This is a genomic window from Shewanella sp. MBTL60-112-B2 (assembly GCF_019655055.1).
Lineage (GTDB): Bacteria > Pseudomonadota > Gammaproteobacteria > Enterobacterales > Shewanellaceae > Shewanella.
In genome coordinates this window covers 41,241-60,682 of record NZ_BPFA01000028.1, presented here as the reverse complement: position 1 = coordinate 60,682, position 19,442 = coordinate 41,241, and the positions used below count along the sequence as shown (strand labels likewise).

General features: G+C 42.4%; 17 protein-coding genes. 10 read left to right on the top strand and 7 right to left on the bottom strand.

Annotation, left to right across the window (positions count from 1 at the left end; translation table 11 throughout):
- Positions 1-258 precede the first annotated feature (258 nt).
- Positions 259-1,548 (top strand): FAD-binding oxidoreductase, encoded by a 1,290-nt coding sequence (locus tag K5Q73_RS16375; protein ID WP_220761566.1) that lies wholly within the window; start codon positions 259-261, stop codon positions 1,546-1,548.
- A gap of 111 nt (positions 1,549-1,659) precedes the next feature.
- Here the strand turns inward: K5Q73_RS16375 and K5Q73_RS16370 are convergent, their stop codons facing one another.
- From K5Q73_RS16370 to K5Q73_RS16355, 4 genes are all read right to left on the bottom strand, one after another.
- Entirely contained in the window at positions 1,660-2,319 is a 660-nt protein-coding gene (locus tag K5Q73_RS16370) for a response regulator transcription factor (protein WP_220761596.1), read from the bottom strand.
- Between the two features lie 288 nt (positions 2,320-2,607).
- Complete coding sequence (locus tag K5Q73_RS16365) at positions 2,608-3,036, bottom strand: acyl-CoA thioesterase (protein ID WP_220761557.1); 429 nt, start codon at positions 3,034-3,036, stop codon at positions 2,608-2,610.
- Between the two features lie 193 nt (positions 3,037-3,229).
- The gene (locus tag K5Q73_RS16360) at positions 3,230-4,297 is read right to left on the bottom strand and encodes a 3-deoxy-7-phosphoheptulonate synthase (RefSeq protein ID WP_220761555.1); all 1,068 of its coding nucleotides are present in this window, start codon (positions 4,295-4,297) and stop codon (positions 3,230-3,232) included.
- A 192-nt stretch (positions 4,298-4,489) separates the two neighbouring features.
- Positions 4,490-5,302, bottom strand: a complete 813-nt coding sequence (locus tag K5Q73_RS16355; RefSeq protein WP_220761553.1) for a pyruvate, water dikinase regulatory protein — start codon at positions 5,300-5,302, stop codon at positions 4,490-4,492.
- Between the two features lie 126 nt (positions 5,303-5,428).
- Between K5Q73_RS16355 and ppsA the strand changes: the two genes are divergently transcribed.
- From ppsA to K5Q73_RS16315, 8 genes are all read left to right on the top strand, one after another.
- On the top strand, positions 5,429-7,798 hold the full coding sequence (gene ppsA, locus K5Q73_RS16350) for a phosphoenolpyruvate synthase (RefSeq protein ID WP_220761550.1): 2,370 nt from the start codon (positions 5,429-5,431) through the stop codon (positions 7,796-7,798).
- Between the two features lie 143 nt (positions 7,799-7,941).
- Positions 7,942-10,977 (top strand): FAD-binding and (Fe-S)-binding domain-containing protein, encoded by a 3,036-nt coding sequence (locus K5Q73_RS16345; protein ID WP_220761594.1) that lies wholly within the window; start codon positions 7,942-7,944, stop codon positions 10,975-10,977.
- Between the two features lie 117 nt (positions 10,978-11,094).
- On the top strand, positions 11,095-11,304 hold the full coding sequence (locus K5Q73_RS16340; protein WP_220761549.1) for a hypothetical protein: 210 nt from the start codon (positions 11,095-11,097) through the stop codon (positions 11,302-11,304).
- A gap of 150 nt (positions 11,305-11,454) precedes the next feature.
- A complete protein-coding gene (locus K5Q73_RS16335; RefSeq protein ID WP_220761547.1) occupies positions 11,455-11,868 on the top strand; it encodes a MarR family winged helix-turn-helix transcriptional regulator in 414 nt (137 codons plus the stop codon).
- A gap of 95 nt (positions 11,869-11,963) precedes the next feature.
- Complete coding sequence (locus tag K5Q73_RS16330) at positions 11,964-12,380, top strand: PliI family lysozyme inhibitor of I-type lysozyme (RefSeq protein WP_220766156.1); 417 nt, start codon at positions 11,964-11,966, stop codon at positions 12,378-12,380.
- A gap of 408 nt (positions 12,381-12,788) precedes the next feature.
- Positions 12,789-13,769, top strand: a complete 981-nt coding sequence (locus K5Q73_RS16325) for a transposase (protein WP_220761543.1) — start codon at positions 12,789-12,791, stop codon at positions 13,767-13,769.
- Positions 13,770-14,211: 442 nt separating this feature from the next.
- On the top strand, positions 14,212-14,580 hold the full coding sequence (locus K5Q73_RS16320; protein ID WP_220761541.1) for a hypothetical protein: 369 nt from the start codon (positions 14,212-14,214) through the stop codon (positions 14,578-14,580).
- The gene (locus tag K5Q73_RS16315) at positions 14,577-15,521 is read left to right on the top strand and encodes a hypothetical protein (RefSeq protein WP_220761540.1); all 945 of its coding nucleotides are present in this window, start codon (positions 14,577-14,579) and stop codon (positions 15,519-15,521) included. Before K5Q73_RS16320 ends, K5Q73_RS16315 begins: the two co-directional genes overlap by 4 nt.
- A gap of 338 nt (positions 15,522-15,859) precedes the next feature.
- Here the strand turns inward: K5Q73_RS16315 and K5Q73_RS16310 are convergent, their stop codons facing one another.
- The gene (locus tag K5Q73_RS16310) at positions 15,860-16,204 is read right to left on the bottom strand and encodes a hypothetical protein (protein ID WP_220761592.1); all 345 of its coding nucleotides are present in this window, start codon (positions 16,202-16,204) and stop codon (positions 15,860-15,862) included.
- A gap of 174 nt (positions 16,205-16,378) precedes the next feature.
- Positions 16,379-17,413 carry a Glu/Leu/Phe/Val dehydrogenase dimerization domain-containing protein gene (locus K5Q73_RS16305; RefSeq protein ID WP_220761538.1) on the bottom strand — a complete coding sequence of 345 codons (1,035 nt, stop codon included), beginning with the start codon at positions 17,411-17,413 and terminating at the stop codon, positions 16,379-16,381.
- Between the two features lie 260 nt (positions 17,414-17,673).
- On the opposite strand from K5Q73_RS16305, the gene K5Q73_RS16300 reads away from it, so the two are divergent.
- Positions 17,674-18,099, top strand: coding sequence for a DUF4826 family protein (locus tag K5Q73_RS16300; RefSeq protein WP_220761536.1), 426 nt, complete (start codon positions 17,674-17,676; stop codon positions 18,097-18,099).
- Positions 18,100-18,177: 78 nt separating this feature from the next.
- Here K5Q73_RS16300 and K5Q73_RS16295 read toward each other — a convergent pair whose 3' ends face one another.
- The gene (locus K5Q73_RS16295; RefSeq protein WP_220761534.1) at positions 18,178-19,308 is read right to left on the bottom strand and encodes a cupin domain-containing protein; all 1,131 of its coding nucleotides are present in this window, start codon (positions 19,306-19,308) and stop codon (positions 18,178-18,180) included.
- Between the last annotated feature and the right edge of the window lie 134 nt (positions 19,309-19,442).

The following is a 19,442-nucleotide window of genomic DNA, read 5'->3' as shown; positions in this document are numbered from 1 at the left end:
GTATTTGATAGCGAAGATATTCACTATTGAAGATAGTCGCTGAAATCTGTCTAGACAAGTGACTGTAGCTAACCGAGTTACTCAAAACATCTGCAATCATTTAGTGGCTATGGGTTTATAAAGATTATGAATTTTTTATTTTGAATTATTGCTTTTTTCAGGCCTTGACCTGTCTAGCTAGATGGATATACTGAACAAAATTGAAAATGTGTAAAAAATATAAAACAAGAAGTAACAGATTACTCAAAAGGAATGAAGATGTCTGAGCCGCGCTGCAATTCGTATTATAACGCCACAATTAATCTTGAAACCGATTATCCAGAGCTAGAAGGGGAGATTCGCGTCGATGTTGTGATCGTGGGTGGAGGCTTTACAGGTGTGGCCACGGCGTTAGAGCTTTCAGAGAAAGGTTATAAGGTCGCCTTGCTCGAAGCTAATAAAATTGCTTGGGGCGCAACAGGTCGTAATGGCGGTCAAGTTACGGGCAGCCTTTCTGGTGACGAGGCGATGACAAAACAGCTTAGATCCAAAATAGGCAGTGATGCTGAGCAGTATGTGTGGAATATGCGTTGGCGTGGACATGAGATCATTAAACAACGAGTAAAAAAATATAATATTGAATGCGATTTAAAACATGGGCATATACATACGGCCTACAAGGCGAGTCATTTAAAAGAGCTTGAAAGAACCTATGCCGAAGCCTGTTTGAGAGGGATGGAAGATGAGCTGGCGATATTCAATAAATCGGAATTAGCCGATTACATTGATACTCCTCTATACCACGGTGGACTACTTAATAAGCGCAATATGCATCTGCACTCAGTTAATTTATGCATTGGGGAAGCGAGAGCTGCCCAGAGCCTAGGGGCTCAAATATTTGAACACTCTGCCGTTGTAGACATCGACGATGGTGCTTTAGCAACGGTGACGACGGCTAAAGGTAAAGTCGTGGCGAGTCGCGTTGTTTTAGCGGGTAATGCCTACCATAAATTAGCCCGTAAAAAATTACGCGGCATGTTGTTTCCTGCATCCTTGGGTAACTGTGCTACAGCCCAATTGTCGCCAGAACTGGCTATGAGTTTAATTCCCAAAGATGTTGCTGTATACGACACTCGTTTCGTGCTCGATTATTATCGTTTAACTGCTGATAATCGGTTGATGTTCGGCGGTGGCACCAATTATTCGGGACGAGATTCCAAAGACGTAGCAGCCGAGTTACGACCTGCCATTGAGCGCACCTTTCCACAGCTTAAAGGTGTCGATATTGAGTTTGGTTGGACGGGGATGGCGGGAATTGTGCTTAATCGGATCCCTCAGTTAGGGAAAGTGTCACCCAATGTGTATTACTGCCAAGGTTATTCGGGCCACGGTGTGTCAACATCGCATATTATGGGCGAAATTATGGCGAATGCCGTAGCTGGAGAGTTACAAGAGTTTGATTTGTTTGCACAGATGTCCCATTACCGCATTCCACTCAATGAATGGTTTGGTAATCAAGCTTTAGCACTGGGGATGATGTATTACAAGGTGATGGAAAACTTCCGTTAATGCAGGGTTATACGTGAAGCCTTAAGGGGAAACTGAGCATTTAAAAAATCCGCTTCGAAAACTCGTTAGCGGATTTTTTATGGCTGGCGCTTTTATTAGGGGGAGAAGGAGTTAGATATCGACCTTTTCCATCTCTAGCTGTTGTAAGGAAATCACTGCTTGGGTTCGATTTCTTACTCCTAGCTTTCTAAATATCGCTGTCGCGTGAGCTTTAATGGTTGCTTCAGACACCTCAAGATCATAAGCGATCTGCTTATTGAGCAGGCCTTCGGCAAACATCTGTAAGACTTTATATTGCTGTGGGGTCAGGTCGGCAAGTTTACTGGCCATCTGGTTGGTATCATCTTCATTGATCTCTTGAAGCTCAACACCTTTGGGTAGCCAAACATCACCAAATAACACGGCTTCTAGAGCTTGGGCCAAGGTTTCCATCGAAGAAGATTTTGGAATGAAGCCTGAGCTACCATAGTGAATAGCACGGCTGATAGTGAGACTATCTTCATGGGCAGAGATCACGACAACAGGTAAGTCTTGAAAATGAGTTCTTAGGTGGATAAGCGTCGAATAGCCATGGGAGCCAGGCATCTGCAGATCCAATAACACCACATCATATTCAATGTCGTTATTCTCGAGTAGGACTTGTAGCGCATCAGCGCTATCTGCTTCAAACCATTGTGTATTTTTAAACTCAGACGATAAAGCTTGTCTAAGCGCATTTCTAAATAACGGATGGTCGTCGGCAATAATAATATTTAAATTTTCAGGCTTCATGGCTTTATAAGGTTGTTTTGGTTGCACGTGAAGATTATTCAATGTAACAGATAAATGACAACGGATTCTATGGCTTTAGTCTGGAAAAGTGACTATTTGTTAAAATAATTAGTGAAGTTAGACTTTAGTCTAAAGCTGCGGCAGCTAAGCGGAATTGTGATTATGACAGTGATTTTTGAAGTGGTAATTGAAGGGATTACTGAAATAGAATGATTAATAATAGCTAAGTTAGCAAAGGGCTAATAGCATAGCCCTTTGTACTGCTGACTCAAAAAATTATGAGCTGGGTTAACAATGGGGCGGCCAAACGGCAGTGGGTTTTCTTTGCTCGTCTACGGCGACAAAGGTAAATACTCCCCGAATAGCATGCTCTCTTAAGTCTTGATACATATCTTCTACGAAGATATTCACTTCGACTTTAATAGAAGTGTTACCCACATGGATCACTCGGGCAATGATTTCGGCTAGGCTTCCTGCAGGAATAGGCTTATTAAAATCAATTCTATCAGAGCTCACTGTGACTAAGGTTTTTCGGCAGAAGCGGGTTGCAGCGATAAAAGCAGTTTCATCCATCCAGGCTAATGCTTCACCACCAAATAAGGTGTTGTGATGATTGGTAATAGAAGGGAAAACAGCTTTAATGACTCGGGCTTCAGATTGTTCGATTCGAAGCGCAACATCTTCGGGGAACTGCGCGGGAGTTTGAGTTAAAGGCATACGGCAACCTATGGTTATGCATTTTTGAAGGCGAGATTATAGCCGTTTTTGTAATTTTATAACAGGTTGCAGAACCAGACCGTATAGGAAGTAATCAAGTGTCTAAACAAAAAGCTAGAATTGGGCATTAAAAAACGCACCAACTCATTGAGCAGGTGCGTTTATCTTATAGAGCTTCTTACTCAAGCGAGTTTTACTTTTGCTTAAGTAAATCCATTCTTGCGCGTGAAGCCTTAGCAAGATCACTGAGTAAGACTTTTGAGTCTTCCCAGTCAATACAAGCATCGGTAATACTCTTACCGTAAGTGAGCTCTTCACCAGCAATAACCTTTTGATTGCCTTCTTCGATAAAGCTCTCGGCCATAATGCCTGCGATGGCAGTTTCGCCATTTGCCATTTGCTGCATGATTGAGTCTGCAACATTTAGCTGCTCTTTATGCATCTTACGGCTATTACCATGGCTAAAATCAACAACCATACGTTGAGTCACGCCAACACTGTCAAGTTGTGCTGCTGCTGCTGCAATATCTTCAGCATGGTAGTTTGGCTCTTTACCACCACGTAAAATAATGTGACCGAATGGGTTACCGTGGGTACGGTATACAGCCATGGCACCATCTTTATCTGGCGAGTAGAAGATGTGCGGTGCTTGCGCTGCGCGCACGGCATCAACTGCAATATCAATACTGCCATTGGTGCCATTTTTAAAGCCCACTGGGCATGAAAGTGCTGATGCCATCTCACGGTGAATTTGGCTTTCAGTGGTGCGGGCACCAATTGCGCCCCAAGTGATCAGATCGGCGATATACTGGCCATTGACCATATCGAGAAACTCTGTTGCGATAGGTAGCTTTAGTTCAGTGATCTGTTGTAGTAAATGACGTGCTTTACGTAGGCCTTTATTAGGGCTAAAGCTACCGTCTAAATCAGGATCTGAAATCAGTCCTTTCCAGCCAACCGTAGTACGAGGCTTTTCAAAATAGACACGCATTAAGATGCATAAATCATCTTTATATTGCTGGTGTAGTTCAGCTAAGCGCTGGGCATAGTCTAGTGCTGCTTCAGTGTCATGGATTGAGCAAGGACCAATAATTACAAGTAAGCGTTGGTCATCACCATTAATAATGGCTTCAACCTCATGGCGTTGCTGAACTAGATAATCAGCGGCATCTTGCGTTAAAGGATATTCAGAAGCGAGTTGTGCAGGTGAAATTACCTTACATAAAAGGGAAGTGCGAAGTTCGTCTGTTTTAATGGTCATTCAAAATACCGAGCGTTTCGTATGGGCTATCGCCTGATTACCTCGGATTATAACTAATAGTTTGGCTGTGCACAGTGGCAATTGCCTTAAAAGTGAGGCTAATTTTCATTATCTTGAAATTTACTTGGTATAAATTAAAGGCTTTATTGAAAAAAGCCTTTAATTTAGTTTCGATAAAATAGGTATCGAGATTTAGAACATATGGCGCTTCAATCCCGTTTCTTCTAGGATTTTTGTGGCGATCTCTTCTACTGAGTGATTGGTGGTATTAACAAAAGGAATACGTTCACGTTTGTACATCATTTCGACTTCTTTCACTTCAACTCTGCATTGACGCAGCGAAGAGTAACGACTGTTAGACATTCGACTGTGGCGAATTTCATGCAATCTCTCAGGATCAATAGTTAAACCAAATAGCTTATGTTTATTACGCTTAAGCGCTTCAGGCAACTTAAGGTTATCCATATCATCTTCAGTAAAAGGATAGTTCGCAGCCTTTATACCAAACTGCATCGAAAGGTAGAGACTCGACGGCGTTTTACCACAGCGGGATACACCTAATAAAATAAGATCAGCTTTATCCATATGTTTCATGGTTTGGCCGTCATCATTTTCCATCGCATAGTTGATAGCATCAATACGCGCTTCATAGCTTTCATTAGTTTTTCCGTGAGTACGATGTAGTGCTGGTGCAGCAGCAACACCTAGTTGTTTCTCTAATGGCGCGACAAAAGTGTTCAAAAAGTCATAATCTAAGCCTTCACTGCTATAGATGACGTCTCTTATCTCAGGTTTTACGATGGAGTGGAAAACCAGAGGCCTTTCACCTGTTGTAATAAAACAATCATTAATTTGTGCCTTAACAGCCTCAGCTTTAGCTTCCGTCTCTACAAATGGAATCGTAAGTGCATCAAATTCCAAAGGAAATTGAGAAAGCACTGCATGGCCGAATACCTCAGCTGTGATCGCGGTCCCATCTGAGATATAGAATACTTTACGTAACATTTTGACCTCTTGTAGTAATAAAATTACAAATAAAATTATACATTTACGCTTGTTGTCATGGAGTGTAAGATGCCTCTGCTCTCGTGTGAAGAGCCACACTAAAATATACTTGCGGAGATAAAAACTGTGCAGCAATACGTACTCTGGTATCAAGAATTAGGCATGGGCGATGTTAACAAGGTAGGCGGCAAAAACGCTTCTCTTGGTGAGATGATTAGCAACCTATCAAACGCAGGCGTTCAAGTGCCTGGTGGATTTGCGACAACATCTTTTGCGTTCAATGAATTTCTTGAACAAAGTGGACTTAACCAGAAGATATACGAAATTCTAGAAACCCTAGATGTAGATGACGTGAACGCACTCGCTACAGCCGGTGCACAGATTAGACAGTGGGTTATCGATACCCCATTCCACCCAGAATTTGAGCAAGCGGTTCGTGAAGCCTACGACAAGCTTAGCTCTGAAACAACTGATGCATCTTTCGCGGTTCGCTCTTCAGCGACAGCAGAAGATATGCCTGACGCATCATTTGCTGGCCAACAAGAAACTTTCCTTAACGTTAAGGGTTATGCTGCCGTTTTAGAAGCAACTAAGCATGTATTTGCTTCTTTGTTTAATGATCGTGCAATCTCATACCGTGTTCACCAAGGTTATGACCATAAAGGCGTTGCACTGTCTGCTGGTATTCAGCGCATGGTGCGTTCAGACAAAGCGGCTTCTGGTGTTATGTTCACCATGGACACTGAGTCTGGCAACAATGACGTAGTATTTATTACTTCTTCATTCGGCCTAGGTGAAATGGTTGTTCAAGGCGCGGTTAACCCTGACGAGTTTTATGTTCATAAGCCAAGCCTAGTGGCTGGCCATAAAGCGGTTGTACGCCGTAACATCGGTAGCAAGCTTATCCAAATGGTGTATTCAGATGATGAATCACACGGTAAGCAAGTTAAGATTGAAGATATCGCAGCAGATAAGCGTCGCGAGTTCTCAATCAACGATGCTGAAGTACAAGAACTTGCTAAGCAAGCCATGACAATTGAGAAGCATTACGGTCGTCCAATGGACATCGAATGGGCTAAAGACGGTAACGACGGTAAGTTGTATATCGTACAGGCTCGTCCTGAAACTGTTCGTTCTCGTGAAGATGTGCAGCTTATTGAGCGTTACCACCTTAAGACTCAAGGTGACGTTGTTTGTGAAGGTCGCGCAATTGGTCACAAGATTGGTAAAGGTGTCGCTAAGGTACTTAAGTCAATCGAAGATATGGATCAAATCCAACCTGGTGACGTATTAGTTACAGACATGACTGACCCAGATTGGGAGCCAATCATGAAGCGTGCAAGCGCTATCGTAACTAACCGTGGTGGCCGTACTTGTCACGCTGCGATTATCGCTCGTGAACTTGGCGTGCCAGCGGTTGTTGGTTGTGGTGACGTTACTGAGCGTATTCAAAGTGGTCAAGAAATTACCGTTTCTTGCGCTGAAGGTGATACCGGCTTTATCTACAGCGGTCTTCAAGACTTTGAAGTGATTTCATCACGTGTTGATGCAATGCCTGAACTGCCAATGAAGATCACGATGAACGTGGGTAACCCTGACCGTGCATTTGACTTCGCCCGTCTACCTAACGAAGGTGTCGGTCTTGCGCGTCTTGAGTTCATCATTAACCGTATGATTGGTATTCACCCTAAAGCATTGCTTGAGTTCAACGACCAAACTGCTGAGCTACAACAAGAGATCCACGAGATGATCGCGGGTTACGAGTCACCAGTAGAATACTACGTGGCACGTCTTGTTGAAGGTATCGCGACTATTGGTTCTGCTTTCCATCCAAAGAAAGTGATTGTTCGTATGTCTGACTTTAAGTCAAACGAATACGCTAACTTGGTTGGTGGCGAGCGTTACGAGCCAGAAGAAGAAAACCCAATGCTTGGTTTCCGTGGTGCTAGCCGCTATATCTCTGAATCATTCCGCGATTGTTTCGCATTAGAGTGTGAAGCGATTAAGCGTGTGCGTAACGACATGGGTCTGAAAAACGTTGAAATCATGATCCCATTCGTACGAACCCTTGATGAAGCGGCGCAAGTGATTGAGCTACTTAAAGAGCAAGGTTTAGAGCGCGGTAAAGATGGCCTACGCGTTATCATGATGTGTGAGCTACCTTCAAACGCATTACTTGCTGAGCAGTTCCTAGAGTATTTCGATGGTTTCTCTATCGGTTCAAACGATTTAACTCAGTTGACTCTAGGTCTTGACCGAGATTCTGGCATCATAAGCCATCTGTTTGATGAGCGTAATGAAGCAGTTAAAGCGCTACTGTCTCTTGCCATTAAAGCGGCTAAAGCTAAAGGTGCCTACGTGGGTATTTGTGGTCAAGGTCCATCGGATCACCCAGACTTTGCTGCTTGGTTAGTAGAGCAAGGTATCGATACTGTATCGCTAAACCCAGATACTGTTATCGACACTTGGTTGTACCTAGCAGAAGCTCACGGATAACGGTCATCGTTAACCGTCTAAATGAAGTGTTAATTCTGCGTGATTTAACATTTTGTTAAAAACATTAAAAAAGCCGCTATTTAGCGGCTTTTTTTTGTTTATAATGCTGAATAAACCTAAGAATAATAATGACAGAAGCAATCATGTTACCCAAGTTATCGCATCAACAAACGCTTGAACCCACTTATCTTTCTTTTTTGTCGACGCTAGAGGAGGGGGCTTTTTCCGGGGATATAGATACTCGCTATAGCGCTCGTCTAGCACAAGCAACGGATAACTCTGTTTACCAGTTTTTGCCTCAGGCCGTTATCTATCCTAAGTCGGCTGATGATGTTCAAATAGCGCTAAAGTTAGCGAGCCAAGATGAGTTTGCCCAGGTGGTCTTTAGCGCAAGAGGCGGTGGTACTGGCACCAATGGCCAATCGTTAACCCATGGCATTATCATTGATATGTCGCGTTATATGAACCAAGTGCTTGAAGTCAATGCGACTGAAGGCTGGGTTAAGGTGCAGGCCGGTGTGGTTAAAGACGCCCTCAATGATGCGCTTCGCCCCCATGGCTTTTTCTTCAGCCCTGACTTATCCACGTCTAACCGCGCCACATTAGGCGGCATGATTAATACCGATGCTTCTGGAGCGGGCTCCTTAGTTTACGGTAAAACTTCCGATCATGTGCTTGGCCTATCCAGCATTTTATTTGATGGCAGTGAATTAATCTCTCATCCAGTTAGCAATGAACAGTTAGCAGATATTGAGTCGGTTACAGATAATGTATTGGGCCAACAGCTTATCTCAAGTATTGCTGATATGTGCAAAGGCAATCGAGAGCGAATCGAGCAACGCTTTCCTAAGCTAAATCGTTTTTTAACCGGCTACGACTTGAAAAATGTCTGGGACGATAAGCTAGAACATTTCGACTTATCACGCATTATCACGGGCTCTGAAGGTACGCTTGCGGTCATTACTGAGGCAAAGCTTAATATTACGCCACTGCCGACTTGTCGCATGATGGTTAATATCAAGTATGACTCGTTTGAATCAGCGCTGCGCCACGCACCCGATTTGGTCAAAGCTAATGCGACAGTGGTTGAAACAGTTGACTCAAAAGTCCTTAACCTTGCTAAACAAGACATTATTTGGCATTCAGTGTCATCGCTGATTAAAGATGTGCCAGGTAAAGAGATAGACGGCCTTAATATGGTTGAGTTTGCCGGAGAACTCGCTGATGTAAAAGCGAGAGTGGCTAACCTTGAAGCCATGTTAACTGCGCAAATCAGTCAAAGCGAAGCAGGTCTACTGGGTTACCAAGTCACATCCGATAAAGCCAGTATTAACACTATTTATGCTATGCGTAAAAAGGCGGTGGGCTTATTAGGCGCGGCAAAAGGCACTCGTAAACCCATCGCTTTTGCTGAAGATACTGCAGTGCCACCAGAGAAACTTGCTGATTTTATTTTAGAGTTTCGAGCATTACTTGATAGCCATCAGTTGCAATATGGCATGTTCGGTCATGTCGATGCTGGAGTCTTGCATGTGCGTCCTGCATTGGATATGTGTGATGAGCAAGATGAACGTTTACTTAAAACTATTTCTGATCAAGTGGCCGATTTAACCCTCAAATATGGCGGCTTGATGTGGGGCGAGCACGGTAAAGGCGTACGCGGTGAATATGGCCCTGCAGTATTCGGTGAGCATTTATACGGTTTGCTAGAAGAGGTTAAGGGGCTATTTGACCCTAAAAACAAACTCAATCCAGGTAAGCTGGTGGCGCCTAAAAACAGCGGCCCAATGCTATATAACGTTGATAGCGCAAAACGAGGCGCATTTGATAGACAAATTCCGCTGAAAACCCGTGAAGCCTTCCCCGATGTGATGAACTGCAATGGCAACGGCTTGTGCTTTAATTACAGCGTCTATTCGCCAATGTGTCCGTCGTTTAAGGTAACAGGTGACCGCATTCATTCACCTAAAGGCCGTGCAGGCTTAATGCGTGAATGGTTACGCTTATTAGAAGCTGAAGGGGTGGATGTTAATGAGCTAGCCCGAGCTAAGCCATTAGGTTGGCTGCAGCGCGCGCAGAACACCTTGAAAATGGACAAAGAATACGATTACTCCCATGAAGTGATGGAGTCTTTAAAAGGTTGTTTAGCTTGTAAGGCGTGTTCTAGTCAATGCCCTGTAAAAGTCGATGTACCAAAGTTTAGAGCACAGTTTTTTGATATTTATTACCAACGCTATTTACGTCCGGCAAAAGATTATCTAGTCGCAGGGATTGAAGATTCACTGCCGCTAATGGCTGCAGCGCCAAGATTGGTGAATGCGGTGTCTCAAAACAGCTTAAGTAAGTGGGTCATTAAAAAATCTCTAGGCTATGTTGATTCGCCAGCCTTGTCTGTTCCTACCTTAAAACAGCGCTTAGAAGGACATAGTAGCCGCGGTTATGATTTAGCAGCTTTACAACAAATTCCTGAAAATGAACGCAGCCAATACGTGCTGGTTGTGCAAGATCCATTCAACAGCTTTTATGAGGCCGGAACGGTTTATCACTTTGTACAGCTTATTGAAAAGCTTGGGCTAAAACCCATTTTATTGCCCTTTAAACCCAATGGTAAGCCTATTCATATTAAAGGCTTTTTAGATAAGTTTGCCCGCACCGCTAAATCGACGGCAGATTTTCTTAATCAGGTGGCCAAACTTAACATGCCGATGGTCGGAATCGATCCGGCATTAGTGCTTTGTTATCGAGACGAATATGCAGAGGTGCTTGGTGGTGCTCGTGGTAACTTCCATGTGCAGCTAGCAAATGAGTGGTTGTTAGAAGTAGTTAAAAATCAACCAAAGCGTGAAGCTGGTGAGTTTGAATTTACCTGGTTTAGTCACTGCACCGAGTCAACGGCTAAGCCGAACACCGCGAATGAGTGGCAAGCTATTTTTGATCACTTCGGTGCCAAGCTTAATACGGTAAACCTTGGTTGCTGCGGAATGGCGGGTACCTATGGCCATGAGGCTGAAAACCTTGAACGTTCTAAAGCGCTATATACAATGTCATGGGAGCAAACGCTTTCTAAGTTACCCAAGGCACAAGTATTGATCTCCGGTTACTCATGCCGCAGTCAGGTTAAACGATTTAGTGGATTTAAGCCTAAACATCCCTTAGAAGCTTTAATGGATTTACTTTAAGCCTAACGTGTAAAAAACTAGCATCAGGCTAGTTTTTTACTTTTTAATGCCTCAATACCATTACTCAAGTACCATTATTGAAATACTTAGTCTCAACGATTAAATAGTAGAGGTGTCATGACATCGAAAAAAGAGCAAATAACGCAAGCCGCGGATGCTAGCTTCACTCTCAAATCGAGCATTGATACTGAGCATTCAATCTCATCGTTTGAGCGGTTTGTTCTCAGTGAGGATGGCGTCACCTTGATGCTAGCAAGAAACGTAGAGGCGAGATTAAACCGAGCGTGTTTTTATCGATTTATCGATGAGTTTATTACTTCAAGTTAGCCTGATCCAACTAGCCAAATAGTTTAGTTTCAAGGTTATGATTTATAACCTGTTTGGTTGAATCTGAGCAATAAACGCTCTCTAGTGCTAGTTTCTTTCGGTGTAAGTGATAAGATTAACTCAAGCCTGAAAGAGCCTTGGAGGTGTTAATTGAACCGATTTGAGAGTCTTGGCTACTTGGTGTCTCATTTAAATGTAGATCTACAAAATGCGCTAGATCAACGTCTTAAGCGATACCAACTAGATATTAAGTTATGGCCAGTGTTGTTTTCACTCTGGCAAGAGGAGGGTGTAACCCAAACCACGCTCTCTAAGCGTTGTGATGTCGCCAATTACACCATGACTCGGCTACTCGATCAGTTACAGCAACAGGGTTTAATTACACGTCATCAGGATGCGGAGAATCGCCGCGCCTTCCAGATCTACCTCACCGATAGTGGTAAAGCATTAGAACAAGATCTTGTGCGTGAAGCAGAACGGGTCAATGAAGCCTTTTTAGATAACTTAGCGATTGAAGAGCGTCAAACCTTCCTCAATTTGTTGAATAAAATTAATCGTTATTAATATCTTCTCACTCGCTTGGTCATTCACTAATGCGCTTGGCATCTATAGCTCAATCCGTTAGGCTTTTGTTATCTCAATAATTTAATGGTGCCGCTATGAAAAGGCTATTAGTTGCTTTGTGTATTGCTTCTACACTTACCGCTTGTTCTGTCAATATTAATAAGTCCAAACCTCAGCCCCAGCAATCTACATCTTCTGGGCAGCAACAGACCAGTGGCAGCTTTTTAAAGTCAATTAACCTTGCAAGTGGTGCAACAGTCGTTGTCGAAGAAGGCCGCTTAGAGCCGCGCTCTATCGGCAGTGTAACGGTTAAACTATATCGAGATTTAAATGTGGGTGATTTTGCCGGCGGGGTAAGTTTTACTCGTGATGGCACCATCTTAAAAGCTGTTTTGATTGAAAATGGCAGTGATAAACAAAAATTGTCGATAACCACAGTAACAGCGGGTAGTGGCAATTATCAGGCGAGTCAGCTGATTTGCATTAAAGGTGACAGTATTACCCTTTGTTAGTCGCCAATAGGCTAGATTGTAGCTAGCCCACTTACACTCTCACTCACTTTTATAACCAAACAGATGTTTGGCTTTTCTGCTGTATGAAATTCCCTTTAGTTACCGATAGTTTCCTCGTCAAGCATGTTCAGCTCATGCTAGCGTGCATATATCTACAGTTATGGGCTGTTTCGATGAGGTGGAAAGTTCCAAGTTCGATGCTTAGCTTAGCCGCGCGTTGAAGAAAATAATTGTGGATGTCTTGATTAATGAGTTAATCACTGCAAGTGGAGAGTTTTAATGAGTGATTGGAAGTGTGAAGATAAAGCGTGGATGAAACAGCGAAAACAAAATAATTGAGACACCCAGAATTGTACTTGAACATCTCCTCTACTAGGCTTTAGTTAAGGCTAAATAGAGGAGTGTGTTATGCCAACTCCAAGAAAGGCATTAGTGAGCTTAGAGGATACGCCGTTTTATCATTGCGTTTCACGCTGTGTTCGAAAGGCTTTTTTATGTGGAGTTGATAAGCACACTGGTCAATCCTATGAGCATCGGCGTGACTGGGTTGAACAGCGATTGTTGCAGCTTGCAAAGGTATTCGCCATTGATATCTGTGCGTTTGCGGTAATGAGCAATCATTTGCATCTTGTGTTGCGGATAGATGCAGAATTAGCGAAGTCTTGGTCAGATATAGAGGTTGTTGCCCAATGGCAAAAGTTGTTTAAAGGCGACAACTTGAATAATAGTTTTGTTAAAGGTCAGCCACTTGAATCCTATCAGCAAGCTATCATCAATAAAAGGGTAAAAGATTATCGTATAAGGTTGATGGACATCTCCTGGTTCATGCGAGCGTTGAACGAACCTATAGCCCGAAAGGCTAATGCGGAGGATAAGTGTAAAGGTCGTTTTTGGGAGGGCAGGTTTAAGTCTCAAGCATTGCTTGATGAGGCTGCAGTTATGGCCTGTATGGCCTATGTTGATTTGAACCCTATTCGAGCAAAGATGGCGGACTCACCAGAAACCTCAGATTTTACGAGTATTCAATTACGTATCAAAGCAGCAATGAAGGGGAAGCAACCGGACTCGTTATTGCCTTTTGTGGGAAATGAACAGCAAAATATGCCCAAAGGGTTGATGTTTAATGCGAAAGATTACCTTCAACTGATAGATGATACAGGCCGTATTCAACGGCATGATAAAAGAGGGGCTATCAGTCTCTCCTCAGAACAATTGCTGCATCGTTTGAATATTCCTACAGAAAACTGGCTAAAAATGGCTGCAGAATTCACAACAATCTTCACAGGCCCTGTGGGTAACACACAAGAGTTAACAGCTTATTGTAAACATCTTGAACGTAAACGACGACAAGGTGCTGCCAATTGTCACCGCTGGCTAGATTGTAGCTAACCTACTTACAATCTCCCTCACTCTTCCATTACCAAACTGATGTTTGGCATTTCTGCTGTATGAAATTCCCTTTAGTTGCCGATAGTTTCCTCGTCAAGCATGTTCGGCTCATGCTAGCGTGGATATATCTACAGTCATGGGCTGTTTCGATGAGGTGGAAAGTTCCAATTTTGATGCTTAGCTCAACCGCACGTTGAAGAAAATAATTGTGGATGTCTTGATTAATTGTGGATGTCTTGATTAATTAGTGTCACACAGCCCAATCCTCTTTAATAGCTTGAGTTCACCAGCCTTGCCTGAAATCTGTCTTTTTCCCTGGAAATAGCCAAATTAACTGGTCGTAAGCAGATTAAGTGACACTAGTATCTCCGAGTTGACCACTTCACTGGCTGTCTATGTTGAAAGCTTATCAAGGTAGCGCTATGTTATTGATTTATTGTGGGTGGCAATATTAAATTCTACATTTGTTAAATCTAATGAAGGTGTTACAGTGCCTGACGCTGTGTCGTGGCTTTTTCAATCATTTAAAGCCAAAGATTCCAGTAAAGGACCAACAGAAAAAAACATTAATAGTTTTGGGTTACGTAAAAAATTATGTCTGTTACCTAAAACATCACAAAAAACAGTTGATAACAGCACTGTTCTTGAGGATACCATTGGAGTTAGTAAGGAAGAGTTTTCTCTTGTCTGTAAGGTTAAACAGTATGATTTAATTAGAATTATGAATAATAAGACTGTTTTAAAGCAGATGATTTCAAATGGTCTGTTAGATGATATAAAAGACTTAATCGATGACGAGTTACTGTTATGACAAAAAATAAGATAAATATTGAGTGGACTAACCAACGTGAAGCTCAATGGGAAAATGATATTTTGCCACGCCTCGTATCTATTTTTATTGAGCGGTTTACTAAAAAACAGTTAGCTGATTTTAAACGTTATTACATAACTGGAAGAGCACCGAAATGGAATAGAGATGATAATGTTAATCCGGTTCCATTAATTGTTCGGTTATGGTTAGCCCCGGATTCCTCTTTAGATAATTGGCTTAGCATTAGGGATGTAATTTTTGATGGTAAAGAGGATATGCAGGATTTGGAGTATGAGATCAAATATATCGAGTATTTATTCCAAGAGGCTAATTCAAACCTATATAACGAAGATTATAATATTAGTAATGGCTTCTTTCTGGGGATGGAGAAGAGTATTGTCGATTTCTATTTTGAGTATTTAGGGGATGAGCGTTATTTTCGAGCTCCGAAGATAGAGGTTGATAAGTATGTTCTTCTTGGCCTGCCACGTGAGTTCGGTGGAATGCATGGTTGGCTATGTACTGATAAAGTAATTAATAAGAATAAGTTGAGCCAACACTGTATAAAGTACTGGATTAAGTCGCTTTCTTGGGCTGATGAAAAATCCTTTGGTTCAGGTGGCCTACCTTCCAAGAAATATCATCTTCTAAAGTTGTTTTACAGCACTGTAAATTTCACTATATCTGGTACTAATGATGTTAGAGAGGCATTTGTTTGCGAGCTTATAGATGTATTGAACAATGAGGAATTACCTGGATTTATTAACCATTGGTGGTTGCTGGCACAAAAGGCTGCATCATTAGAAGATTTGCTTTTGACTGCAGACCCATTCTTCTCACCTATTCCTGAGCCTGAACCTGTTATCGAGAAAAGCTTAAAGCAAAAGCTACTTGAGAAACGTAGTGCAACTAAGAAAAAAAGACGTGGCAAGTTGGTTTAGACGAATAAAAGCAAAATACATTAAGTAATAACCAACAATTGTGGGCAGGCATAGTTAATTGTTGAATCAATAATTCAGGCCACCCACAATAAATGGTGCGCTTCTACTTTGAACGAAAAATAATTGAGACACCCAGAATTGTACTTGAACATCTCCTCTACTAGGCTTTAGTTAAGGCTGAATAGAGGAGTTTGTTATGCCTACCCCAAGAAAGGCATTAGTGAGCTTAGAGGATACGCCGTTTTATCATTGCATCTCTCGCTGTGTTCGAAAGGCTTTTTTATGTGCTGGACTAATGTTTGCCTAAGCCGCTTGGTATTGAGTCTTCATTGTTTTATTTAGCTCAGAGTCAGCAGTAGCACAATCAATAGACCCAATGCCAGAATCCCTTGTTGGGTTAATTGACGGCTGCGGTACAACTCCTTTTTACCTTGTTTAAGACTGGTGACTAAGTGGTTTTGTTTGTATATGCGGCAAATAAGCTGCTCGGTAGCAGGGTCAAGCAACAAACGAAGTTGTGCGCGTTTGCCATCATTTAGCACAAGGTTATGTTCACTGTGTTGGCCGAAATTGAGTTTACTAGAGACTCGCTTTCCATTGATGTACATCTGCTCTAAACCAGACCAATTACTGGCTTGTAATTCAATGTTATCTTGGTTGAGATCATACTTGAATGTCACCATCGCGAGGCCTATTTCTAATAATTGAGCCCTTAATTCAAGCAGAGGAAAGTCATCTTCGCTAGTGTGGTTTACCAAGCAATTTACGATAAGTCTCTTATCTATTTGTTGCGTTTAGTGATTGTAGGCAAAAAAATGCCCAGCTTAAAAGCTGGGCATTGTTAATTTCTTGTATTTCTATTGATTGGCAGCGTTGATAATCGCGCGTGCCATTTCATCGGCAACATCACCAGTAGTACGGTTTTGCTCGTCAGACTGGGCAAAAATCGTTAGTAATGTGTTGTAGATCTCTTCAACTTTTGCAGTTGCAGCAGACGAGTCATAATCTTTTTCAAAAGATACGTTGATGATCCCGCCGGCATTAATCACATAATCTGGTGCGTATAAAATACCTAAGTCTTTTAGCATCTCACCATGGCGAACTTCGCCAAGTTGATTATTTGCACAGCCTGCTACGATTGTCGCTTTTAGCAGCGGGATAGTGATGTCATTAATCGTTGCACCTAGTGCACAAGGAGCGTACACGTCTACATCTTGATGATAGATGTCTTGTGGAGCAACAACAGTTGCGCCAAATTCTGTTGCGACTCTATCTAGTGACTCTTGATGGATATCGGTGACAATCAGTTCAGCCCCTTCGGCGTGTAGATGACGACATAGGTAATAACCTACGTGGCCAACGCCTTGAACTGAAATCTTAAGACCTTTTAAGCTATCTAGGCCGCGTTGATGCTTTACCGCAGCTTTAATACCTAGATAAGTGCCTAGTGCTGTAAATGGCGATGGATCGCCGCTCTTACCCTCTAAACCTGCCATATAAGGAGTTTCTTGATGGGCAATCATGATGTCGGAAGTCGAGACTCCAACATCTTCTGCTGAGTAATACTTGCCGCCCAAGGTGTGGATGCAACGGCCGAATGCTCTAAAGAGTGCTTCTCTATCTTGTACTTTTGGATCGGCGATAATGACTGACTTACCACCACCCATAGCTAAACCAGCGAGCGCATTTTTATAGGTCATGCCACGAGATAGGCGTAGTACATCGGTAATGGCCTCATCATCAGACTCATAGTTCCACATTCTGCAGCCGCCAACGGCAGGGCCTAAATTAGTATTGTGGATGGCGATAATGGCTTTTAAGCCGCTTTCTTTATCATGACAAAAAACGACCTGTTCATGGTCGTCGAAAGAGATGTGATTAAAAACTGCCACTTGTTGATCTCCGCTTTGAGCATCGAATTACCGCAACTGTACGAATACAGAGCGATCTGCTTGTTATATTTATTGCAGAACGATAGCATTTAGGGATACTCTCAACAAAGCAAACATGTGGATTATTTGTGATCTGTCTGGCAATTTTGCTTTCCACTTTACGTTAACGTAAAGTATTGGTTCGATTTAAGCTGATTAGCTGTGAATTCTTTGTTGGCAGCGAGGCAGAGGCAAACATAACAATAAGAAAGGAATGTTAAATGGCTGAACAAGCAGTAGACCAAGAACAACTTAGGCAAGAATGGATTAGAGCTCAGTTCCAAAAGGCGAATAAGTTTTTGGCTGAAAAAGGGGTTATGCCTGACAAAGTTCATCCGGAAGAAAGTCGTTATTTAGCACCGTTTGTGGCTATTTGGAAAATTGATTCTAAAAAGCCAACGAAAAAGACTTATTGGGTGATGTCTGGTGATTTACCATCTGATTATGTTGATATCAGTGTCGCCACAACTGCGCGTGATGCAGTACGTCATTTTTCGATGATGTGGCAAATGAAGGCTGAAAACATTCAACGTTCTGGATTAACTAAAGATCCGGCTCAAGCAAAATTTGCACAGCTGTTGATATCTCGTGCCGAGAGCCTTTATAAGATGCAAGCGGATGATTCTATCTGGGGCCCTAGCGCTTAAGTTCATTTCATCGGCAAGTATTTGTTGTACTAAAAAGGCATCACTAGATGCCTTTTTTGATCGCGATTATTAGTCAGTTTACTCACCGAAATAGAAATAGCCGCGGTTTAGTAAGTCTAATATTAAAGCCTGAGTTGCTGGTGTTTGGATTAGCATGGCAGTTTGCTCATTATCAAACGTGAAGCGCTCACATAATTGCTGCACCTCAGTTTCAATCGCTGCTGGGTATTTGATGGCTTCACCATTAACAAAGATGCGTGAAATACTATCGTCTTCAAGTTTTAGTAATTTTAAGCCACCGATACGGTATAACTGCGCTCCTTGGGCAATATAATCACTCATATCATCAGTAGTGTAGGCTTCTTCAGGTTCGCAAATATCCAGCTCAAAACGGTTCTGACTTAGCATTTTTCCCAGCATAACTTGATATGAAGTTGGATCGTTTGCTAGCTCGGTAATTAACGCCATCATATCTTGCTGGTGTGAAGTACTTATTTGGCTAGCAAGCTTTGGCTCATCACTTGAGGTGAAGCGTTTTAATCCGCTATTGGCGTCAATTAAGGCATCGGCCATTTCACTAAATAGCTCTTGCTGGCTTGGCGCGCGAAAGCCAATGGAGTAGCTCATTGCTAATGTTAAGGTTTGGCCTTGATGCGGGAAGCCTGGAGGAATATAGAGTAAGTCACCTTTTTCAAGCACCACATCGATGATTGGCTCAAAACCTTCAATTAACGGTGTGGTTGGGTCATTATTTTTTGGCGCATATTGGCCTTTATCACCCACCGTCCAGTGACGCTGACCTTCACCTTGAATAATAAACACATCATAGTTATCAATATGTGCGCCTACGCCACCACCAGGGGTTGCAAAAGAGACCATTAAATCATCGAAGCGCCAGTCGGGAATAAAGCGAAAAGCATTGATAAACTCGCTTGAGTCTGGGTGCCAATGGTTTAGTGCTTGAACCAGTAATTGCCAGTTCTCATTACCAAACTGATCATAACCTTCAAAGGGACCTTCGATAATTTGCCAATCGTCAGGCTTAGTCACAACCACCCTTGATGCGACAGACTCTTCACAGGCAAGGCCGGCTAGTTCATCTGCGCTAAGGAGATCTTCAAAATTTGGGAATGCATTCTTAATTAAGATAGGCTGTTGTTGCCAGTATCGTGTTAAAAATTCGCTGGTATCAAAGTTGAGGCTAAACATAATGAGGAGGCTACTCTTGTCTATTGGCTGAGGTGAAATGAAATTTTGCTGCAAGCAGTGACTAAATCTTAGATAAAATAAAGGCGCTAAACCTAAGCTTAACGCCTTTATCAATCCTTTAATAGCAAGTTGCT

Bases quoted from the DNA above. Each gene is read 5' to 3' on its own strand.
- K5Q73_RS16375 (WP_220761566.1), top strand. From the start codon at position 259: ATGTCTGAGCCGCGCTGCAATTCGTATTATAACGCCACAATTAATCTT.
- K5Q73_RS16370 (WP_220761596.1), bottom strand. From the start codon at position 2,319: ATGAAGCCTGAAAATTTAAATATTATTATTGCCGACGACCATCCGTTA.
- K5Q73_RS16365 (WP_220761557.1), bottom strand. From the start codon at position 3,036: ATGCCTTTAACTCAAACTCCCGCGCAGTTCCCCGAAGATGTTGCGCTT.
- K5Q73_RS16360 (WP_220761555.1), bottom strand. From the start codon at position 4,297: ATGACCATTAAAACAGACGAACTTCGCACTTCCCTTTTATGTAAGGTA.
- K5Q73_RS16355 (WP_220761553.1), bottom strand. From the start codon at position 5,302: ATGTTACGTAAAGTATTCTATATCTCAGATGGGACCGCGATCACAGCT.
- K5Q73_RS16345 (WP_220761594.1), top strand. From the start codon at position 7,942: ATGTTACCCAAGTTATCGCATCAACAAACGCTTGAACCCACTTATCTT.
- K5Q73_RS16340 (WP_220761549.1), top strand. From the start codon at position 11,095: ATGACATCGAAAAAAGAGCAAATAACGCAAGCCGCGGATGCTAGCTTC.
- K5Q73_RS16330 (WP_220766156.1), top strand. From the start codon at position 11,964: ATGAAAAGGCTATTAGTTGCTTTGTGTATTGCTTCTACACTTACCGCT.
- K5Q73_RS16325 (WP_220761543.1), top strand. From the start codon at position 12,789: ATGCCAACTCCAAGAAAGGCATTAGTGAGCTTAGAGGATACGCCGTTT.
- K5Q73_RS16315 (WP_220761540.1), top strand. From the start codon at position 14,577: ATGACAAAAAATAAGATAAATATTGAGTGGACTAACCAACGTGAAGCT.
- K5Q73_RS16310 (WP_220761592.1), bottom strand. From the start codon at position 16,204: ATGGTGACATTCAAGTATGATCTCAACCAAGATAACATTGAATTACAA.
- K5Q73_RS16300 (WP_220761536.1), top strand. From the start codon at position 17,674: ATGGCTGAACAAGCAGTAGACCAAGAACAACTTAGGCAAGAATGGATT.
- K5Q73_RS16295 (WP_220761534.1), bottom strand. From the start codon at position 19,308: ATGTTTAGCCTCAACTTTGATACCAGCGAATTTTTAACACGATACTGG.